Annotated in this window: 15 protein-coding genes; 9 read left to right on the top strand and 6 right to left on the bottom strand. The window is 70.6% G+C overall.

Annotated elements, in window-relative coordinates; translation table 11 throughout:
* Window positions 1-73 precede the first annotated feature (73 nt).
* The 3 genes from OHA72_RS07720 to OHA72_RS07710 all read right to left on the bottom strand — a co-directional run bounded on the left by OHA72_RS07720 (window position 74) and on the right by OHA72_RS07710 (window position 5,274).
* On the bottom strand, window positions 74-1,825 hold the full coding sequence (locus tag OHA72_RS07720; protein ID WP_327007155.1) for a glycosyltransferase family 4 protein: 1,752 nt from the start codon (window positions 1,823-1,825) through the stop codon (window positions 74-76).
* A gap of 128 nt (window positions 1,826-1,953) precedes the next feature.
* The gene (locus OHA72_RS07715; protein WP_327007154.1) at window positions 1,954-3,081 is read right to left on the bottom strand and encodes a hypothetical protein; all 1,128 of its coding nucleotides are present in this window, start codon (window positions 3,079-3,081) and stop codon (window positions 1,954-1,956) included.
* Window positions 3,082-3,276: 195 nt separating this feature from the next.
* Entirely contained in the window at window positions 3,277-5,274 is a 1,998-nt protein-coding gene (locus tag OHA72_RS07710) for an IPT/TIG domain-containing protein (RefSeq protein WP_327007153.1), read from the bottom strand.
* Window positions 5,275-5,695: 421 nt separating this feature from the next.
* Here OHA72_RS07710 and OHA72_RS07705 point away from each other — a divergent pair, with 421 nt between their 5' ends.
* A complete protein-coding gene (locus OHA72_RS07705; RefSeq protein WP_327007152.1) occupies window positions 5,696-6,634 on the top strand; it encodes a hypothetical protein in 939 nt (312 codons plus the stop codon).
* A gap of 83 nt (window positions 6,635-6,717) precedes the next feature.
* Here the strand turns inward: OHA72_RS07705 and OHA72_RS07700 are convergent, their stop codons facing one another.
* Complete coding sequence (locus OHA72_RS07700) at window positions 6,718-6,885, bottom strand: hypothetical protein (protein ID WP_327007151.1); 168 nt, start codon at window positions 6,883-6,885, stop codon at window positions 6,718-6,720.
* A 75-nt stretch (window positions 6,886-6,960) separates the two neighbouring features.
* Between OHA72_RS07700 and OHA72_RS07695 the strand changes: the two genes are divergently transcribed.
* The 4 genes from OHA72_RS07695 (at window position 6,961) to OHA72_RS07680 (ending at window position 12,956) form a co-directional block, all read left to right on the top strand.
* Window positions 6,961-8,733, top strand: coding sequence for a proline--tRNA ligase (locus tag OHA72_RS07695; protein WP_327007150.1), 1,773 nt, complete (start codon window positions 6,961-6,963; stop codon window positions 8,731-8,733).
* 160 nt (window positions 8,734-8,893) lie between these two features.
* On the top strand, window positions 8,894-9,511 hold the full coding sequence (locus tag OHA72_RS07690; protein WP_327011495.1) for a septal ring lytic transglycosylase RlpA family protein: 618 nt from the start codon (window positions 8,894-8,896) through the stop codon (window positions 9,509-9,511).
* 66 nt (window positions 9,512-9,577) lie between these two features.
* Window positions 9,578-10,687, top strand: a complete 1,110-nt coding sequence (locus OHA72_RS07685) for a PP2C family protein-serine/threonine phosphatase (protein ID WP_442788532.1) — start codon at window positions 9,578-9,580, stop codon at window positions 10,685-10,687.
* A 421-nt stretch (window positions 10,688-11,108) separates the two neighbouring features.
* Complete coding sequence (locus tag OHA72_RS07680; RefSeq protein ID WP_327007148.1) at window positions 11,109-12,956, top strand: acyl-CoA dehydrogenase; 1,848 nt, start codon at window positions 11,109-11,111, stop codon at window positions 12,954-12,956.
* 161 nt (window positions 12,957-13,117) lie between these two features.
* On the opposite strand, the gene OHA72_RS07675 is transcribed toward OHA72_RS07680, so the two are convergent.
* Entirely contained in the window at window positions 13,118-13,597 is a 480-nt protein-coding gene (locus tag OHA72_RS07675) for a SixA phosphatase family protein (protein ID WP_327007147.1), read from the bottom strand.
* A gap of 90 nt (window positions 13,598-13,687) precedes the next feature.
* On the opposite strand from OHA72_RS07675, the gene OHA72_RS07670 reads away from it, so the two are divergent.
* On the top strand, window positions 13,688-13,960 hold the full coding sequence (locus tag OHA72_RS07670; RefSeq protein ID WP_327007146.1) for a DUF6458 family protein: 273 nt from the start codon (window positions 13,688-13,690) through the stop codon (window positions 13,958-13,960).
* Window positions 13,961-13,980: 20 nt separating this feature from the next.
* Here the strand turns inward: OHA72_RS07670 and trhA are convergent, their stop codons facing one another.
* Complete coding sequence (gene trhA / locus OHA72_RS07665) at window positions 13,981-14,607, bottom strand: PAQR family membrane homeostasis protein TrhA (protein ID WP_442788702.1); 627 nt, start codon at window positions 14,605-14,607, stop codon at window positions 13,981-13,983.
* Between the two features lie 125 nt (window positions 14,608-14,732).
* Between trhA and OHA72_RS07660 the strand changes: the two genes are divergently transcribed.
* From OHA72_RS07660 to OHA72_RS07650, 3 genes are read left to right on the top strand one after another with little or no spacing between them, the layout of a single operon-like run.
* Window positions 14,733-15,326, top strand: coding sequence for a 5-oxoprolinase subunit B family protein (locus tag OHA72_RS07660; protein WP_327007144.1), 594 nt, complete (start codon window positions 14,733-14,735; stop codon window positions 15,324-15,326).
* Window positions 15,224-16,177 (top strand): 5-oxoprolinase subunit C family protein, encoded by a 954-nt coding sequence (locus tag OHA72_RS07655; protein WP_442788531.1) that lies wholly within the window; start codon window positions 15,224-15,226, stop codon window positions 16,175-16,177. The genes OHA72_RS07660 and OHA72_RS07655 overlap by 103 nt, the downstream gene beginning before the upstream one ends.
* Window positions 16,161-16,889: a LamB/YcsF family protein gene (locus OHA72_RS07650; RefSeq protein ID WP_327007142.1), complete on the top strand. Its 729-nt coding sequence runs from the start codon at window positions 16,161-16,163 to the stop codon at window positions 16,887-16,889. The genes OHA72_RS07655 and OHA72_RS07650 overlap by 17 nt, the downstream gene beginning before the upstream one ends.
* Window positions 16,890-16,898 lie beyond the last annotated feature (9 nt).

The following is a 16,898-nucleotide window of genomic DNA, read 5'->3' as shown; positions in this document are numbered from 1 at the left end:
GGTGGTCAACGTCGACCGAACGGGGGCGTGCGGTGGACGGCGCGTGATGGCCGGCCACCGTACGCGGAACGCGTCAGCGCGCCGGTGCCAGCAGACGCTCGCGGATGAGCGTGCCCGGCTCGTCGAACCACTCGTCGTAGTGGGTGGCCGGGCCGAGCGCGTCGATGACGGCGACGTACGCGGCGCCGTCGATGGGCCGCCCGGTCAGCATGCTGGTCATCGCGTGCAGGTAGTGGAAGTCGCTGTGGCCCGGGAACGCCTCCACGCCGCCGGCCACGACCGACGCCGCCTGCTCGTCGTTGCCCAGCTCCAGCAGGGTGAGCACGATCCACCGGCTGGCCGAGGGGCGGTCGCCGGACTTTCCGCGCCGGTAGGCGTCGAGGAACCCGGCGAGGGCCCGGTCGAAGCGGCCGGCGGCGAACTCGCGCAGCGCGGCGGCGTACGGCAGGTCGTCCGGCAGGTCGTCGGCGTGCACGGGCAGGTAGGCGCGACCGACGACGCCGCCGTCGGGATCGCTGCCGGCGCGCCGCCCGACGATCCGCCATCGGACCGCCCGGTGCCCCTCGAACGCCGGGAACGTGACGGGGACCGCGATCGCGTCGGAGGCCGAGGCCGCGGCGCGCTGCCGGAGCCGCTGCTCGGCGCCGGCGTCGACGAAGCGCAGCCCGCCCAGGTCGAAACGCCAGTCGTCGCCGGTCGTGGGGGACCAGGCCGCGCACACGCCGCGGTACGTCTCCTCGACCCGGGTGATGATCGTGTCCCACGAGTAGCCGGCCGCGGTCTTCAGGCCGCCGTCGCGCAGCCGCGCCGCCAGGTCCGGCTCGTCCAGCACCCGGCGCACCCGCGCGGCCAGCCCGTCGACGTCGTGGATGTCGGCAAGCAGCGCGTTCTCGCCGTCGCGGGCGTACTCGAGGACGCCGGTGTTCCTGGTCGTCACCACCGGCGTGCCCGACGCCATCGCCTCCAGCGGCGGCAGGGGGAACGTCTCGTAGTGCGAGCAGCAGACGTAGGCCGCGGCGCCGCGGTACAGCGCGCCGAGCGTCGCCTGGTCCGGGGAGACGACGACCCGGCCGAGAGGGTCCCGCGGCGGCCGCGGCGTGACCCAGACCAGCTCGACGCCGTCGCCGTGTCCGGCCACCGCCTGCCACACCTGGCGCATCTCGGCCATGCCCTTGAAGATGGTGCCGTCCCAGCCCACGAACAGCAGGTACGGCCGCTGCTGCCGGTCGCCGCCGACCGCGGGGTGGAACACGGTCGGGTCGACGGCGTTGGCGATGACCGTCGCCGCGACGCCGTAGCGGTCGCGGAGCACCGCGGCGACGGTGCCGCTCACGATGATCGTCGCGTCGGCGGCCTCGACGTTGCGGGCCACGACCTCCCGCGTCTCCTGGTCGATGTCCTCGAACAGGTGGAAGTCGCCCTGCTCGAAGTGCACGACCGGGGCGACGCCGAGGGTACGGGCGGCCAGGACCTGGTCCCAGTAGCCGGCGACGATCACGTCGCACGCCGGCACCGTCTCGGCGAGCTCGACCCCGAACGGCACCTGCTGGAACCGTGCCCGCAGGCCGAACCACGCCGGCGGGGTGAAGTGGCTGAGCACCGTCACCTCGTGGCCCCGGTCGTGGAGCCGGTTCGCGTGCTCGAACAGCACCCGCGCGCCACCGCCGACGTCGGTACGCGGCACGAGATAGCAGAGTCGCAGCCGCTCGGGTGTGTCACCGCGGGCGGATCTGCGCGCGCCCTGCGGGGGCGGCGGCAGCGCGCGGCGGGCCGTGAACTCCGCGCTCCGGGCGGCGGCGACGGCCGCGGCCAGATCGGGACGCAACGGCAGGGACGAATCGTCGTTCGACAGCACACCTACCCATCGGCCGGTCGGTGCACTCCCTGAGGGAACCGGGAAAGCCGAACGGCCCGGCTCCCTGACGGGGGCCGGGCCGTGCGATGGTCCGCCGGCTATTCGCTGAGCACCGTGTAGTAGGCGCCCGGCGTCTGTGCGCTCGACTGGGAGGCCACGACGTCGGTGACCGTGACCGGGCAGACGCCCGACACCGCGAGGGCACCCACGCCGTCGGCGTCCTTGGCGAGCGCGGGCACCGTGACCTTCACGGCCAGGCCGGTGATCGCGGTGTCGGCGGCAACCGTGGCCGCCAGGCCGCAGAACTTGACCGTCCACTTGAGTGGGTCCTGCAGATCCGCCAGTGACTTGCCGAAGCCGGTCCCGGTGATGATCGTGGTGATGCCGGTGGCGTTCGCCTTGCCCTCCTTGACGCTGAGACTCGTCACCGTCGGCGCCGCGACGACCGTCGCCAGGTGGGTGGCGCTCAGGAAGGTCTTGCTCACACCGTTCTGCGTGATGGTGATCGTGTTGTCGCCCGCGGTCATGCCTGCCCCGGTCTTGAAGGTCATCGCGTTGGCCGGGGACGCGGTCCCCGTCGCTGCCAGCGGGGTCGTCGAGTCCTCGGTGGCGTAGACCTTGACCTCGGTGCCGGCCTTGCCGCCCATCGACACGGACAGTGCCGCCCCTGTGGTCGGCAGGAAGGTGAAGTCGTCGGCGGCCTTGACCCGCACGATCTGACCACCGGCGGTGGAGAATCGCCGCGCCTGGTCGGCCTGGGCGAGCGCCACGCTGTTGTCGTTGATGACGGGCTTCTTGTCGGCGAGCAGCGCGATGGACGGAGGCGCAACGAAGGTGACGCCGTTCAACTTGGTCAGCGAGTCGCCGTTGACGAAGTTGATGACCACGTCGCCGGTGCCCGCGGGGCAGTCGACCGGGGTCTTGACGGAGATGACCGTCGGGCTGGACACCACATAGTTGGTGAGCGCGTTGCACGGCGTAGGCCCGAGACCGACGCTGGCAACGGTGTCCTCGGTGAGCTGGGTGGCATTCGCGCCGGTCACCGTGATCGTCGCGACCTGCTTCGCCGTCAGCGCGGCAAGCTTGCCGCTGGCCGGCGAGGTGATGCTGATCGTGCCGGTGGCAGCCGCGTGGGCCGGGAACACCGCGAGGGTCGTGGCTGCGAGGGTGCCGGCAACGGCGGCGGCGACGAGGCGGATACGTCGCCAGGGATGGGCATACGACATTGAGCATGGTCCTCTCGGAACTGTGCGGCGCGAGTCCTGACGGTGACCGCATGAACCTCGTTTGCTCACACAAAGTAACACTGAAGCTACTGTGAGTTTCCGGAAAGCGAGTGTTCGTCGGCTTTCCCGGCCGCTACGCGGGGCGGCCCGGAGCCAGTGCTGCGCTCCGGGCCGCCGTCGTGATGGGGCTGCGGGTCAGTTGTAGTCCGCGACCGTGAAGGTCGAGCCGCTGGTGATGATCGACTGGCTGTAGCCGACCGTCGTCTGCGCGCCGATCGCGCCGTTGCTGACGACCGTCACGGTGTAGACACCGCTCGGGACCAGCGACGTGTTGAACAGCTGCACGTTGGCGACGGTGCCCGTGGGCGCCTTGCTGAGCGACACCTTGCTGGTGGTGGCGTTGAACGCGGTGATGTACGTACCCGCCGGGATGTTGGTGCCGGTGACGACCTTGCCGACGTCCGCGACGGTGAAGGTGTGCCCGGTGCCGCCCGACAGTTCACTGGCGGCGTAGGTGCCGCCGGTGAGCGGCTTGCCGACACCGATGGTCAGGGTGTCGGTGCCCGGAACGACCGCGTTGACCGTCTGGGACAAGGTGACCGCGGTCCCCACCACCGACACGATGGTGGTGTTCGGCTTGATGTTGGTGCCGCTGACGTAGGAGCCCACGTCGGCCGCGGTGATCGAGCAGGCGCCGGCAATCGTCAGGGTGGCGACCACCGTGGCGGCGGTGCACCCGGTGGTGGTGCGGTTGGCCGGCGTGTAGAAGTTGCCGATGGTCCAGATGCTGCAGATCAGCTCACTGTCGCTGAGGACGAGGACGTCGGTGCACTCCGCGGTCTGGCCGTTGGTCTTGGTGGTCGTCGGGCTGCCCGCCGCCGGGTTGTAGACGCCCTTGACGAGGTAGACGTGTGCCTTGGCCGCGTTGGGGTCCAGGCCGGTCGACGAGCTGAAGTCCATGCCCGAGAAGCCGGTGCCGTAGATGTCGAGGTCGGTGGCGGTGGCCTTGCCGTTCGGCGCGACCTTCGGCGTGACCGTGAGGCCGTTGGAGTAGGTGTAGGTGGCCTTCTGGCCGATGAACGTGCCGCCCGCGGTGGTCACGGTGACGGCGTACGGGCCGCCGACCGAGTGCGCCCCGGTCTTGCCGCGGAGGCTCGCGCCGTCGGCGGACACCGTGATGTTCGTCAGCTGCACGCCGCCGATGCGGACGTCCAGCAGGCTGACGCCGTCGGTCGGGAAGCCGGTGCCGGTGATCAGGACGTTCTGGTTACCCTGCGGCGGACCCGCCATCGGGCTGACGCCGGTGACCGTCGCGCCGGGGGCGACGGTGTACCGACCGCCGGAGAACGCCGAGGCGCCGATCAGCGGACTGCCGGAGCCGCCGATCGTGGTGCCGCTGTAGACGCAGGTGTGGAACGCGTCAGTGTCCGACACCAGGGTGAGCGCCGGCAGGCCGACCGTCAGCTTGTAGTCCGTGAGCACGCGTGCCGCGGCTGCCGTGGGCGCGATGAGCGAAGCGCTGTTGGTGATCGAGGTGAGTGTCGGGGCGCACACCGACCCCGCGGTGACCTCTTGGAACTGCACATAGGTGCTGCCCGACGCGAAGATCGGTGCCGCCGAGTCGACGCTCAGTGAGTTGGCGCCCGTGGTCGGTCCCGTGTTCGGGGTGGTGGTCACCGGCGTCACAACGGTGAGGATCGATGCCGGAGTTGCGGTGAGGGTCTCGCCGATCAGGGCGCCTGCGGCGGCGTTGTCGTAGATGCACACGTTGAAGTCGGCGCTGGGCACCCCCGCCGGCAGGGCGAGCCCAGCGGGGACGGTGACAGTCGCCGTGCCGGCGGCAACGGAGGTGGCGGCGGCGACGTTGACCACACCGGACTGGACGACATTGCTGGCGCTGGCCGTCACGGCCGCAGGGGACGCCGCCGTCGCGGCGCAGGTCAGCGAGCTGGGAACGGCCGGGTTCCGCACCTGGAACTGCACCTGGATGTTGGCGGCCGACTGGGCGACGATACCGGAGTTCGCGATGTCCAGGGTGAATCCGCCACCGCTGGCGATGCGGTTCTGGGCGGGCGTTGCGACGGCCGCGGCGCTGGGCAGGGCTGTGACGACCAGGCTGGCCGCCGTGAGCGTCAGGACGACGCCGGCGCGCGCCGCTATCCTGCCGCTGCGCGAGTTTTTGTAGACGTGCACTTGAGTTTCTCCTCCGTCAGTCCACACGGGATGGGAGTGCTCGGTGGGCGCAAATCCCTGCATGGGAGGCGCTCAACACCCGGATAGTTACTCAACGTAGCAGCGCGATAACTGAAGGTTCTTCAAATCTGACAACCGGCGAAGTCTTTGCCGGATCTGGCCGCGTGGAGGCCGTCGTGCCTGTAGGCGGCACGAATCCGGCACGCGTGCAGCAGATCGGCGCCCGTGCGTCTCTACACAGTGGAGGCGATGCGATGAGCAGCTCGACGACGACGAGATCGCGGTGCTGCTGGGCATCGCCAGGAGCACGGTGCGCAGCCAGGCGGCGCGCGGACTGGAGACGCTGCGGGCGCGGCTGGAAGCGCACCGTCCCGCCGAGGTCAGGAGCCGATGATGGTGGAAGAGCAGCTCAGGACGACCCTTGAGCGGGCCGGTCTGGCCGCAGGCGGTCCTCAGCGTCCCGGCGCGGTTCGGCAAGGGCGCCAACGAGCCGATCACGATGCTCGACGAGCACCGGATGCTGCTCGCGATCCGCACCGGCGTCGACAAGGTGTCCTCGCTCGCCGCGTACGACCTGCGCACCGGCACCGAACGGATCCTCACCGAGCTGCCCGACCCGCCCAGCGCGCAGGGCTACTGGCCGGGCGGGTTCACGGCCGCCGACGGGCTGATCGTCTGGAGCGCGTACGCGTTCGGCAAGGACGGCTCGCAGACGTTCGAGTACTGGTCGATGCGCGCCGACGGCACGGGCAAGCGGCGGTTCCGGACCTCGGACCAGGACACCGGTGAACGGGTCGTGGTCGCCGCAGGGGCGATGTACGGCTCGTCGCTCACGGGCGGCGGCATCGTGCGGGTGCCGCTCGATGGCGGTACACCGGCGAAAATCGCGGGCTCGGACGGCTTCAAGATCGCCAGGCGGCCGTGGGCGGTCACCGCTGGGCCGATGGGCACGCCGCAGCCGTCGGCGTGGAATCTCGTCACCGGGGAGCGTCGCACGCCGGTTGCCCGGTCGCAGCCGTCGCCGTGGTGGACCGCCGCGGACCAGGACACGTGGCTCGGCATCGACGACAACCGGCTCCGGTTCGCCCAGGGCACCGACGGCGCGTGGCAGGTGACCACGAACGGGTTCGACCCGACCACCCTCTCCGACGGCTGGCTGGTCGGTGGCACGATGCTCAACCTGCTGCACCCGAACGATCCGAGGCAGCCCGCGGTCTGGGACCTGCGCAGCGGACTGGTCGGCACCTACGGCACGCCCGAGGCGTCCGGCAACTCCTTCCGCAGCCAGGTGACGCACCCGCTGGCGTGGTGGCCGTCCGGGGACCGGTTGATGGTGCTCGACCCGGCCAGGATCGGCTGAGCCGCGGCCTCAGCGCCTGAACCGGCCGACCAGGCCGGTGAGCGTCATCGCCGGCAGGTTGGTCTGTTCGGCGATGCCGCCGATCACCTTGACCACGTCGACGATCTGGCGCGGGTCGGAACGCTGACGGTGAGGTCGCGCTCGGCGAGCCGGGCGCGGTTGACCGAGCGCTGCACGCCGTCGCCGACCGCCGTGGCGAGCCGGGTGACGCCCTCCCGCGTCACGTGCGCCCGGCAAAACCCGCTAGTCACGCACCGGAGTCGTGCGGGTATCGTCGCCGAAGGCCTGTTTGAGAAGTGCCTGTTGGAGAAGTAGGGCGGAATCTGATGGTGCTGAAGATGTCCACGCTGTTCGTGCGGACGCTGCGTGAGGACCCCGCGGACGCCGAGGTGACCAGCCACCGGCTGCTCGTGCGCGCCGGCTACGTCCGCCGCGTCGCCCCGGGCATCTTCACGCTGCTGCCGATGGGCCTGCGGGTGCTGCGCAACGTCGAGCGGGTCATCCGCGACGAGATGGACGCCATCGGCGGTCAGGAGCTGACCTTCCCCGCGCTGCTGCCCCGCGAGCCCTACGAGGCGACGGGCCGCTGGACGGAGTACGGCGCCAACCTCTTCCGGTTGAAGGACCGCCGCGGCGGCGACTACCTGCTCGGCCCCACCCACGAGGAGATGTTCACGCTCGCCGTGAAGGACTTCTACTCCTCCTACAAGGACCTGCCGCTCACGCTGTACCAGATCCAGACGAAGTACCGCGACGAGGCGCGGCCCCGGGCCGGCATCCTGCGCGGGCGTGAGTTCCTCATGAAGGACTCCTACTCCTTCGACGTCGACGACGACGGGCTGGCCGCGGCGTACCAGCGGCACCGGTCCGCCTACGCCAAGATCTTCGACCGGTTCGGCCTGGACTACGTCGTCTGCTCCGCGACCAGCGGCGCGATGGGCGGCAGCGCCTCCGAGGAGTTCCTCGCGATCTGCGACATCGGCGAGGACACCTTCGTGCGCTGCACCAACGGCGACTATGCCGCCAACGTCGAGGCGGTCACCACCCCCGCGCCCGCTGCCGTCGCCATCGAAGGCCAGCCCGCCGCGCAGGTCGTGGACACCCCGGAGACGCCTACGATCGAGACGCTCGTCGCGCTGTTCAACGACCGTGACGACCTGCGCCGCGACGACCGCGCCTGGGACGCCGGCGACACGCTGAAGAACGTCATGCTCATGCTGACGCTGCCCGACGGCAAGCGTGAGGCCCTCGCGGTCGGCGTGCCCGGTGACCGCGAGGTCGACCTGCGCCGGTTGGAGGCCCAGGTGGCACCCGCCGAGGTCGCGCCGATGTCCGAGGCGGAGTTCCAGCAGCACCCCGCGCTGGTGAAGGGCTACATCGGCCCCGGCGTCCTGGGGGAGAAGGGCTCCTCCGGCATCCGGTACCTGGTCGACCCCCGGGTCGTGGACGGCACCAGCTGGATCACCGGCGCCGACGAGCCCGGCAAGCACGTGATGCACCTGGTCGCCGGGCGGGACTTCACCCCCGACGGGACGGTCGAGGCGGTCCGCATCCAGGACGGCGACCTGTGCCCCGTCGACGGCGGCGTCCTGGAGCTGGCCCGCGGCATCGAGATCGGCCACATCTTCCAGCTCGGCCGCAAGTACGCCAAGGCGCTCGGGCTCACCGTGCTCGACCAGAACGGCAAGGCCGTCACGGTGACGATGGGCTCCTACGGCGTCGGCGTGTCCCGCGCGATCGCCGTGGTCGCCGAGCAGACCGCCGACGACCGCGGCCTGTGCTGGCCCCGCGAGCTGGCGCCGGCCGACGTGCACGTGGTCGCCGCCGGCAAGACCGAGGAGATCAAGGCCGGCGCCGCGCAGCTCGCCGACGCCATCGCCGCGACCGGCCTCGAGGTGCTGCTCGACGACCGCAAGGACGTCTCGCCCGGGGTGAAGTTCAACGACTCGGAGCTGCTCGGCGTCCCGACGATCGTCGTGGTCGGCAAGCGGCTGGCCGACGGCCTGGTGGAGATCCGCGACCGCAAGACCGGCGAGAAAGAGGAGATTCCGGTCGAAGGCGCTGCGGAGCGTATCGCCGCCATCGTCCGCGCTGGGTGACCGCGCGGGAAGGGTCGGCCGTTCGGCTCCTTGTCGTATCAGCCGTTCGGCCGGACCTATCCCGCCAAATCCCCACGCACACGGCACTTCGGTTTGACTGACGCCCGGGAGGGGCCGATACGTTCGGTCACGGCCATGCTGTCAACGAAGGGTGCTGACGTTGTCCGGCCGACATACCGCAATGTCCCGACGTCATCTCATCCCATTGATCGCCGGCACCGTCGCGGCGATCGCCCTTATCGGCGGCGCAGTAGCGACCGTCAATATGGGATCGGATGACACCAAGCCGACCGCCGCCAGTGATCTGATCGACGGCAGTCGCAGCCCGGCCGACCGTGCGGACCGCGGCGACCGGCCCTCGACCTCGGCGTCGGCCTCCCCGTCTGCCTCGCCTTCGGCATCGCCGCAGGTCAGCAAGTCCCCGGAGGCGACCAAGTCGCCGACGAAGAAGCCATCGACGAGCAAGACGCCGGGTGCCACGGGTGGCGCCGTGACGAGCACCGGCACCTGCAAGGCCTCCTATTACGACACCGGGTCGCGCACCGCCAACGGCGAGAGCTTCGACCCCAACGGACTGACGGCCGCGCACAAAGAGCTGCCGTTCAACACCCGCGTCCGGGTCACCAGCCTGGCCAACGGGAAATCCGTCGTCGTGCGGATCAATGACCGCGGACCGTTCGTCAGCGGGCGGTGCCTCGACCTTGCCCGTGGCGCGTTCGTCACGATCGCTTCGGTGAGTGCCGGAGTGATCAACGCTCGGTACGAGGTACTCAAGTAAGGGCGATCCCGGCCGTTTGTTTGAGCGGTTCGGCGGCTCGTTGGTGGCATGCTGTCGATCGGACCTATGAAACGACCGTTGCTTCCCGAAGCCCGCGCCGGAGTCGGCGCGGCCTTCGTGCTGCTCTGCCTGGTCCTGGCCGCTGAGGTCGCCGACGGCACCGACGCCAACTACGTCGGGCTCCTCGCCGCCGCCCCGTTCCTCGCGGCCGCGTTCGCGTCGTGGCCGGAGGTCCTCGCGGTCGGCAGCGCCTCGACCGTCCTCGCCCTGGTGTTCTGCTCCATCGAGCTCATGCACCACCGCGACCGCACCCTGGTCATGCTGCTGAACCTCGGCGCGGTCGTCCTCGCCGCCGGCATCGCCTCCGCCGTCGGCGCCATCCGGCAGCGCCAGATCGCCCGGTATGCGGAGCTGTCGAAGCTGGCCTCCGTGGCGCAGCAGGCCGTCCTGCGCCCGCTCGGGCCGCAGCTTGGGCCGCTGACGATTGCCGCCCGCTACATCTCGGCCAGCGCCGCCGCAGACATCGGCGGCGACCTGTACGAGGCGCTGGACACCCCGTACGGCGTCCGCATGATCATCGGTGACGTGCGGGGCAAGGGTCTGGACGCGGTCCGCCTCGCCAGCATCGTCCTCGGCTCATATCGGCACGTGGCCTTCGAGCGCGCCGACCTGCGCGCGATCGTGGCGGACCTGGACCGCGCCGTGGCCCGGTCGGTCGGCGACGAGGACTTCGTGACCGCGGCGCTGATCGAGGAGCGCGGCGGCACGCTGACGATCGTCAACTGCGGGCATCCCGCGCCGCTGCTGCTGCGCCGCGGCCAGGTCATTCCGCTCGACCCGCCGTCCAACGCGCCGCCGCTGGGCTTCATGCCGGTGGTCAAGCCGCGCGTCGAGCGGCTGGAGCCGGGCGACCGGCTGCTGTTCTTCACCGACGGGCTGGCCGAGGCGCGCCGCGACGGGCAGTTCTTCCCGACGGCGGAGCGGGCGCAGCGGTTACTGGGGCACGGCACCGTCGGCGACGGGCTGGCCTCGCTGGAGAGCGCGCTGCTGGAGTGGGTGCGCGGCCGGCTCGACGACGACATCGCGCTGGTGCTGGTGGAATACCAGGGTGTGAAGGCTCCGGCGACGGTCCCCAGCTGGGAGATCGGCGGCGCCGGAGCGACGACCGTGGGCTGAGGCCCTATTCGGTGACGGCGCGCGGGCGCGGGACGAAGCGCCGCATCGGGGCGCGGTGCCGGCCGGTGTAGAACCGCGGGTACTTGGGAGCGAACAGAGAGCCCATCATCCGGACGATCATCGCGGTGCCCTCCTTCTGACTGCGAGTAACCGGTCAACGATCACATCACCCGCGGGTGACGGCGTGTCGTGCGCACGTGCTCCCCTCGTGCTACTCATCTGCCACCCTCTGCTACTCACGGGTCACCCTGACCTGCCGAGATAGCGTGCGCCCAGGTGAGCCGACATGTGATCGCTGTCACCCATCCGGGCGGGTTGCCGGAGGTTACTGTCGAGTAATAAGATTCCTGTTACCGACTGGTAACCTCGGTCGTCCATGCTCGATCTACAAAAGCGACCCAGAGACGGGGGCCACTCCGCGATGAGCCATTACAAGAGCAACCTGCGGGACCTCGAGTTCAACCTCTTCGAGGTGTTCGGCGTCGACAAGGTCATGGGCCAGGGCCCCTACGGCGACCTGGACGTCGACACCGCCCGCAGCATCCTCGCGGAGGTCGACCGGCTCGCCCGCGAGGACCTCGCCGCGAGCTACACGGATGCCGACCGCAACCCGCCCGTGTACGACCCCGCGACCTACTCGGTGAAGATGCCCGAGTTGTTCCGCAAGTCGTACGAGGCGTTCATGGCCGCCGAATTCTGGCGCCTCGACCTGCCGCCGGAGCTCGACGGCACCGCCGCGCCCCGCGCGCTGTGGTGGGCCCTCGCCGAGATGGTCCTGGGCTCCAACGCCCCCATCTGGATGTACGCATCCGGCCCCTCCTTCGCCAACACGCTGCGGATCGAGGGCACCGAGGAGCAGAAGAAGTGGGCGAAGCTCTTCGTCGAGCGCCAGTGGGGCTCCACGATGGTGCTCACCGAGCCCGACGCCGGCTCCGACGTCGGCGCCGGCCGCACCCGCGCGATCCCGCAGGCCGACGGCTCCTGGCACATCGAGGGCGTCAAGCGCTTCATCACCAGCGGTGAGCACGACCTCGCCGAGAACATCGTCCACTACGTCCTGGCCCGCCCGGTCGACACGCCCGGCGTCGGCGGCCCCGGCACCAAGGGGCTCTCGCTCTTCGTCGTGCCGAAGTACCACTTCGACGGCGACACCGGCGAGCTCAAGGACCGCAACGGCGCCTTCGTCACCAACGTCGAGCACAAGATGGGCCTCAAGGTCTCCACGACCTGCGAGGTCACCTTCGGCGGCCATGGCGTCCCGGCCAAGGGCTGGCTGCTCGGCGACGTGCACGAGGGCATCCGTCAGATGTTCCTCATCATCGAGTACGCCCGGATGATGGTCGGCACGAAAGCCATCGCCACCCTCTCGACCGGCTACCTCAACGCGCTGGACTACGCCAAGAGCCGCGTCCAGGGCGCCGACCTCGCCAGCACCGACAAGGCCGCGCCGCGGGTCACGATCATGCACCACCCCGACGTGCGCCGCTCGCTGCTGCTGCAGAAGTCCTACGCCGAGGGCCTGCGCGCCCTCGTGCTGTACACGGCGTCCTGGCAGGACAAGGTCGCCCTGGCCGAGGCGTCCGGCGACGCCGCCGCCGCGAAGATCGCCAAGCGGGTCAACGACCTGCTGCTGCCCCTGGTCAAGGGCGTCGGCTCCGAGCGCGCCTACGAGCTGCTCGGCCACGAGTCACTGCAGACCTTCGGCGGCTCCGGCTTCCTGCAGGACTACCCGCTGGAGCAGTACGTCCGCGACTCGAAGATCGACACTCTCTACGAGGGCACCACCGCGATCCAGAGCCTCGACCTGGTCTTCCGCAAGATCGTGAAGGACCAGGGCAAGGCGCTGCTCACCGTCGCCGCCGAGATCCAGCAGTTCCTGGAGGCCGAGGGCGGCAACGGCCAGCTCAAGGTGGAGCGGGTCGCGCTGGGCAAGGCGCTCACCGAGGTGCAGAGCATGCTGGGCATCTTCACCGGCTGGCTCGGCGAGGCCCAGGCCGGCGACCAGCAGGCGCTGTACAAGGTCGGCCTCAACAGCCGCCGCTTCCTGCTCGCCCTCGGCGACGTCGTCGTCGGCTGGCTCCTGCAGCGCCAGGCCGAGGTGGCGCTCAAGGCCCTGGCCGCCGGCACCACCGAGACCGCCTTCTACGAGGGCAAGATCGCGGCCGCGAAGTTCTTCGCCCGCGAGGTGCTGCCGCGGACCGGCTCGGACCGCCGGGTCATCGAGGCCACCACCCTGGACGCGATGGATCTGTCCGAGGACTCGTTCTAGCTGTTTCGAACAGAAGCTGGCGGGAGGGCAATGGCGCCCTCCCGCTTTTCTGTGCCCGTTTGTCATGCCCGTAATAGAAAATCCGACACGGCTGCGGCCTTGGTGGTTCCGCGCAGTCTTCGGCGGCGCGACCGGGTAGCGCGGTCATCGTCCGTGCCGCATCAGCCCCGGGAAGTGTGGTGTGTCTTCAGCGCGGCGGTCTCCAGGTCGCGCCAGGCGCCATGCACCGAATGAACCGCGATCCCGCTCGTCGCCAGCCCCTCATCGGGCAGCGCATCCGGGTCCAGCAGGTCCGACAGCATCGACAGCGTCGGGTTGTGGCCGATGACCAGCAGCGTCGACACGTCCGGCGCGCCGTTGCGCAGGAGGTCGAGGGTGTCGTGGGCGGGCCCCAGATACAGGCGGTGCTCGAAGACCACGGGAGCCTCGGCCAGCGCCAGGCCTTCCAGCGTTTCCCGGGTGCGCACCGCCGTCGAGCAGAGCACCAGGTCGGGCAGGAGGCCCTGGTCGCGCAGCCACGAACCGGCCGCGGCGGCGTCGCGGCGGCCGCGGGGGCTCAGGGGACGCTCGAGATCGGTCGGGTACGGATCCGGGTCCACGGACTTGGCGTGGCGGAGCAGGATCAGCGTGCGCTCGGTCATGCCGTCCAGGGTGCCCGATTGAGCCGCGTCATAGGTGGGTAACCCCGACATGCAGAGACGGTTACCAACCCAACGCCCTGGAGGCCCTCGATGGGTATCGGCGGAAGCATCCTTCTGATCGTTGTCGGAGCGATCCTTACGTTCGGCCTGGACGACACCGACCTCGGGCCGTTCAACCTCGACACCATTGGCTGGATCTTCCAGCTCGCGGGTCTGGTCGGCCTGCTCCTGACGCTGTACTTCTGGAACTCGCGCCGGCGCACCGTGGTGCGGCAGGTGCCGCCGCCGCCCCCGGCCGGTGGCACGATGATCCCCCCGTCGGGGGAGGAAGTCATCGAGGAGCGCCGCCGCCGGACCTACTGACGTGCTTCCCACATCGCCATCTATTTCGCATACACCGCGAAGTAGATGGCGATGTGGTGCAGGATCGCGGCGACCAGCGTGCACGCGTGGAAGAACTCGTGGTGGCCGAACACGGTCGGCCACGGGTTGGGCCGGCGCAGCGCGTAGAAGACCGCGCCGATGGTGTAGAACGCGCCGCCGACGATCGTCAGGACCAGCGCCGTGACCCCGCCGGAGTGCAGGATGTCCGGCAGCACGACGACGGCGACCCATCCGAGCGCGATGTAGAGCGGGGCGGACAGCCACCGCGGCGCGTGCGGCCAGATCATCTTCATGCCGACGCCGAGCAGGGCGCCGCCCCACACGACGGCGAGGATGATGTCGCCGGTGTGACCTTCCAGGAGCAGCACACTGAAGGGCGTGTACGTACCGGCGATGAAGACGAAAATCATCGAGTGGTCGAGACGTCGCATCAGCTTGTAGCCCTTGGGCGACCAGACGCGACGGTGGTAGAGGGCGCTGGTGCCGAACAGGGCGCACACCGTGAGGCTGTACACGAGGCAGCTCACGAACGGCGACCAGCCCGGCCGCGCGGCGGCGAGGGAACACAGCACGATGCCACAGACGATGGCGACGCCGAACGCGTAGGTGTGCAGCCAGCCACGCATTCTGGGTTTGCCGAGGTCGACCGGGCGCAGGCGGGTCTCGGTGTTCACTGTCACGCCCTCCAGGTTACGGTACCGTAGGTTACTCGCAAGTATAGAAATGGTGTCCGTTGTCTATGGTGGCGGTCATGGAGATCCGCACCGTCGGGACGTCGGCCCTGATGATCGAGGTCGATGACCCGTTGGCGTGGTTCGCCGCGCTGGACGCCGAGCGGACCGCCGGCCGGCTCGACGTCACTGACATCGTCCCCGGCGCACACACCGTGCTGCTCGACGGGGTGTCCTCAGTCACCAGCCTGGCCGCGACGCTGCGCTCCTGGCCACCCCCGTCAGAGGTACCCGCCGCCGCGGACGACCTGGACATCCCGGTCGCCTTCGACGGGCCGGACCTCGGCCAGGTCGCGACGCTGGTCGGTGCCTCCGAAGAGGCCGTCGTCGCCACCCTGACCAGCGTGGCGTTCCGGGTGGCGTTCGGCGGGTTCGCACCGGGGTTCGCCTACCTCAGCGGCCTGCCCTGGTCCGTGCCGCGCCTGGACAGCCCCCGCCCCCGCGTCCCGGCAGGGTCGGTCGCGCTCGCCGCCGAGTTCGCCGGGATCTACCCCACCGCGTCACCCGGCGGGTGGCAGCTCGTCGGCCGCACCGACACCGTCCTGTTCGACATCGACCGCACCCCGCCGGCGCTGCTGACCCCGGGCCGCACCGTCAGGTTCGTGGCCGCGTGAGGGCACTGCGAGTCGAGGTCGCCGGGCCGTTGACGACCCTGCAGGACCTCGGGCGGCCAGGGTTCGCGCACCTCGGCGTGCCCCGCTCCGGCGCCCTCGACCAGCCCGCCCTCCAGCTCGGCAACCGGCTCGTCGGCAACCCCGCGACCTGCGCCGGCCTGGAGATCACGCTCGGCCCGTTCGCCGCGACGCTGCCGTTCGCCGGCACCCTGGCGCTCACCGGGGCCGCGGCGCCGCTGCGCGTCGGTGGACGGCCCGCGCCGATCAACGCTCCTGTCGCGTTCCGCCCAGGCGACCGCGTCGAGGTCGGGCGCGCGGTCGCGGGCCTGCGTGGCTATCTTGCCGTCTCCGGTGGGTTCGCTGCGCCGCCGGTACTGGGAAGCCGCGCCACCGACACCCTTTCAGCGCTCGGTCCACCCGTCGTCCGCGCCGGCGACGTGCTCGCGATCGGTGCTGCGGGCGGCGACCCGTCCACTGTGGACGTGGCACCCCGTCCCGCGATCGGCGGACCCGTCACGCTCGGCCTCACCTGGGGTCCTCGCGACGACTACTTCACCGGCGTGACGGCGCTGCTCGCCGGCTCGTACACCATCAGCAACGACAGCAATCGGGTCGGTGCCCGCCTGTGCGGCCCGGCACTCACCCGCGGCCACCAGCGCGAACTGCCGAGCGAAGGCATCGTCCTCGGCGCCGTGCAGGTCCCCGCCTCCGGCCAGCCACTGGTCTTCCTCGCCGACCATCCCACCACCGGGGGATACCCGGTCGTCGCCGTCGTCGACCCGGCCGATCTGCCACTGCTCGCCCAGGCGCGCCCGGGCGATACCGTTCGTTTCCGTGGACCTCAACAGTGACCTCGGCGAAGGCTTCGGCATCTGGACCCTCGGCGACGACGACGCCCTCCTGGAGATCGTCACCAGCGCCAACGTGGCCTGCGGCTTCCACGCCGGCGACCCGAGCACGATGCGCCGGGTCTGCGCCCGCGCCGTCGACCTCGGCGTGCGGATCGGCGCCCAGGTCAGCTACCGCGACCTGGCCGGCTTCGGCCGCCGCCGCATCGACGTCGACCCCGCCACGCTGACCGACGAGCTGCGCTACCAGATCGGGGCCCTGTCGGCCTTCGGCCCGATCTCCTACGTCAAGCCGCACGGCGCCCTGTACAACACCGCCGCCGTCGACCCCGCCCACGCCTCGGCCGTCGTCGCCGCCGCCCGCCTGCGGGAGCTTCCGGTGCTGTGCCAACCCGGCTCGGTCCTGGCCCGGCTGGCGGACGAGGCCGGCCTGCGGGTGGTCGGCGAGGGCTTCGTGGACCGCGGCTACCTTCCCGACGGCCGCCTCGTCCCGCGCAGCGCCGAAGGTGCGGTCCTGACCGATGTCGAGGCGGTGGCCGCACGCGCGGTCCGCATGGCCGTCGACGGCGAGGTCGTCGCCGTGGACGGCTCCGTGCTGTCGCTGCCGTTCGAGTCGCTGTGCGTGCACGGCGACACCCCGGGCGCGGTGGCCATGGCGTCAGCGGTCCGGGCGGCGCTGCTGGCCGCCGGCGTCTCCCCGACCCCGTTCGCCTGAGGCCCGCCT

The sequence above is a fragment of the Dactylosporangium sp. NBC_01737 genome (genome assembly GCF_035963215.1).
Classification (GTDB): domain Bacteria; phylum Actinomycetota; class Actinomycetes; order Mycobacteriales; family Micromonosporaceae; genus Dactylosporangium.
Note: the sequence above shows the minus strand (reverse complement) of the source record. Positions and strands in the feature narration are given on the sequence as shown.